The organism is Acinetobacter lactucae, from assembly GCF_013344765.1.
GTDB classification, from domain to species: Bacteria; Pseudomonadota; Gammaproteobacteria; order Pseudomonadales; family Moraxellaceae; genus Acinetobacter; species Acinetobacter lactucae_A.
In genome coordinates this window covers 1-3,359 of record NZ_JABVBF010000246.1, presented here as the reverse complement: position 1 = coordinate 3,359, position 3,359 = coordinate 1, and the positions used below count along the sequence as shown (strand labels likewise).

Here is a 3,359-nt window from a genome sequence, read left to right as displayed (position 1 = left end):
GCCTTAAATGTGATAAAAATCACGACATTTCAATGATTAGCGTAATAATTATCTAAAGATCCTCAATCCATCGAAAAAAGTTACAAATGGTTGATTAACGATTGTATCTTTATCATTTTCGGATAGACTTATAGCGTGAAATACAGATGATTGCTGTCATATAAATAGGAAAATTAGCAATGACTGCTCTAAATCAATATGGAATGCATTTAGAAATTACGCCACATAATGGATGGTCACAACGGTTCTGGGACAATTTGTTACCAGCAAAAGAACGAGTGAGTAAACATCCGTTTTTTACGGAGATGGCCAATGGGGAATTGAGTCTAGATAGTTTCCGTTATGCTTTACTTAATTTCTATCCATTAGTCGCTCATTTCCCATCGTATATGGCTGGAGCGTTAGGCAAAGCAACAGGTTTTTCTGAACCTGGAGTTACAGAAGCAAGAGATTGGTTAATCCAAAATATTAAGGTGGAAGAGCGACACTTAAAATGGTATCGCGATTGGGCTGGAGGTTTTGGCTTAACTGTCGATGAGCTTGACCATGTACGACCACCAGCTGCTATGAATGCAGTGAACCATTTTCTATGGAATATGAGTCATCGTGGCAATTTAGCAGAATGCATTGCTGCAACAAATTTGGCAATTGAATGGGCAACTGGGGACTGGTCAATTCAAGTCTATAAAGGCATTCATACTTATACAGATCATCCTGAAGTAACGATTGATAAACGTTCTTTGGCTTGGTTACGTGCGCATGCGCATTATGATGATCTTCATCCTTATGAAGCCATGGAGCTGATTAAACGTTTGTGCAACGAGCGTCCTGACTGGCAGCAAAAAGCATTTCATGCTGCTGAAGAAGGGTTGCGTTATTATGAGTTAGCCTTAGATGATTGTTATAGGGTGCAGCTTCAAGCTTCTGCTTGATCTCACTTCAATAAAAGGGAGAATATCGTATAGGTATTCTCCCTTTTATTTTATTCGAGTAGTTTTAACAGTTTGGTTCGATAAGGCGTATCTTCAGGCAATAATTCAAGCAAACGTTCAACAGCATCTACACGATCTGGTACACGACTTACGACTCGTAATAATTGATCAACATCTTCAATCTGATAGATCACGTGACTTAAGCGAGCATCAAAGCAATCTCTCCATGCACACAAAAATGGGCTTTCTGACTTGGCTAAAAAACTACCTCTATACAGTGTTAAAGTGGTTGCAGTAAAACCTAAGTTTAGTGCTTGCTCAGCCATGAGAAAGTCACATTGAATTTCACAGTTAAGTCTATATGGTCGTGACTCGATAACATCGGGAATCAGGTTTCGAAGCTGTGAAAGTTCAGCTTTTAAAGTAGTGGTACTAACTGGTCGATCACCATATAAAGCATAGTGAAGCTCTTCAAGGTTAATTCCCTCAGGACAAAGGGTTAGAATGCACAGAATTTCAATCTGGCGTTGAGTCAATGTAAGATTGTGTTGGTTATATTGAACTTTAGGAGTACCAAAGGCCTTAATATATAAAATATTTTTCTGATGAAGTTGAATGGCTTGTTTCACAATATCAGCACATCTTTCAACAGCTAAAAGACCAAGAGAATTATGCTTTTGATATTTAGTTGATAAATTCATAATTCCATAAAACTGGCCAGTCTGAGTGTCTGTAATTGGTGCTGCATAACAGACCCAGTCTCTAACACTATTCATTTGGTTTTCGTGTGAGTAAACACAGCTTGCAGAATGTGTATTTAATGCTAAACCAATTGCATTTTGACCTACTGCCTGAGTAGACCACTGACCACCTTCAACAAAATGGACTTGCTCAGCCGATGATCGCATTGGATGGCTACTCCATGTCCAAAGTAGCGTGCCATGAGGATCAGTCACACCAATGGCCATATCGGCATCTTCGGCAATATGCATTAAATTGCGATGACACTCATGAATCGAACGACCAAATAATGAATGTTCCCATTCCTCACCCAGATCAAACAAAGGTGCTGCCTCAAGCTCAAGTGATGGTTTTTTTCCTAATAATTTAGAATGAGGTGAGGATTCCGGCCGAAATAAGGACGGAGTAGTGTCTATAAAAGGCGATGATAATTGTTCTGACATATCCATATCGAAATTCCTTTATCATTGAAATGGCGTATCCGTAGCCGCTCAACTGTTATAACTTTTTATTGTGACTATTTCCTAGTTATCCCTTTACCTTAAATAATTTTATAGGTCTCGACCATTATCCTATTGGATAAGTTTTGTTAATTGCCTAATCATTAAGATAAGACATCTTGTCGGCTGAAAGGCTTTGGCACTTCTTCTCCGAAATATTGTCGATCAGCAAAATAGCTAGAACGAACCATAGGTGCACTCCAAATATTTTTAAAACCTAATCGCTTACCGTGTCGGGTATATCGTTCAAATTCATGTAAATTTACAAACCGATGAATAGGCGCATGTGATTTTGAAGGCTGAAGATATTGACCAATCGTGACAAGATCGACTTGATAGTCTTTTAAATCGTTGAGTAGGGCAAGCACTTCAGCCTCTATTTCTCCTAATCCAACCATCAGGCCAGACTTGGTTTTGATATCAGGACAATATGCTTTAAAGCGTTTAAGTAGCTCTAGCGAATGTTGATAATCTGAACCGGGGCGCATCGTTTTATATAAACGAGGAACCGTCTCAATATTATGATTAAACACATCTGGAGGCGATAAGCTTAGAGTTGAAAGCGCTGTCTCTAAACGACCGCGAAAATCTGGTACTAAAATCTCAATCAATGTTTCTGGACAACGTTTCCTAATTTCTTCCATACACTTTACAAAATGTGCAGCGCCGCCATCATGTAGATCATCACGGTCTACAGAGGTAATCACGACATACTTTAAGTTTAGGTTTGAGACTGTTTCTGCAAGATGCTTAGGTTCATCTTCATCTAGCGGTTTTGGCCGACCATGAGCGACATCACAAAATGGGCAGCGACGAGTACAGATATCACCCATAATCATAAATGTTGCCGTACCTCCACCAAAACATTCCGGTAAATTTGGACACGCTGCTTCTTCACAAACACTGTGTAACTTTTGTTGGCGCAGTAAATTTTTTATGCGTTTAATTTCTTCAAAATCGGTTATTTTGGCTCTAATCCAATCCGGTTTAGTGGGTAACTCTTCTGTAGGTAAAATTTTAATAGGAATGCGAGCGACTTTATCTGCTCCTCTTAATTTAATACCAGTTTCTGCTTGTCTTTTAAAATCCATATTAATAATTCCATTTTATATTAAATAATTTTTAACTAGACTCTATATAATAAAAATCCTTATAATTTAAATAAAGGACATTGGTTTTATTAATG

General features: G+C 38.3%; 3 protein-coding genes. 1 reads left to right on the top strand and 2 read right to left on the bottom strand.

Translation table 11 applies throughout. The features are described 5' to 3' along the window. Nucleotides 1-179 precede the first annotated feature (179 nt). Nucleotides 180-932: a TenA family transcriptional regulator gene (locus HUN22_RS16195; RefSeq protein WP_174731507.1), complete on the top strand. Its 753-nt coding sequence runs from the start codon at nt 180-182 to the stop codon at nt 930-932. A gap of 50 nt (nt 933-982) precedes the next feature. On the opposite strand, the gene HUN22_RS16190 is transcribed toward HUN22_RS16195, so the two are convergent. Both HUN22_RS16190 and lipA read right to left on the bottom strand, forming a co-directional pair. Further along, a complete protein-coding gene (locus HUN22_RS16190) occupies nt 983-2,122 on the bottom strand; it encodes a transcriptional regulator (protein WP_174731505.1) in 1,140 nt (379 codons plus the stop codon). Nucleotides 2,123-2,277: 155 nt separating this feature from the next. Next, complete coding sequence (gene lipA, locus HUN22_RS16185) at nt 2,278-3,264, bottom strand: lipoyl synthase (protein ID WP_174731502.1); 987 nt, start codon at nt 3,262-3,264, stop codon at nt 2,278-2,280. Nucleotides 3,265-3,359 lie beyond the last annotated feature (95 nt).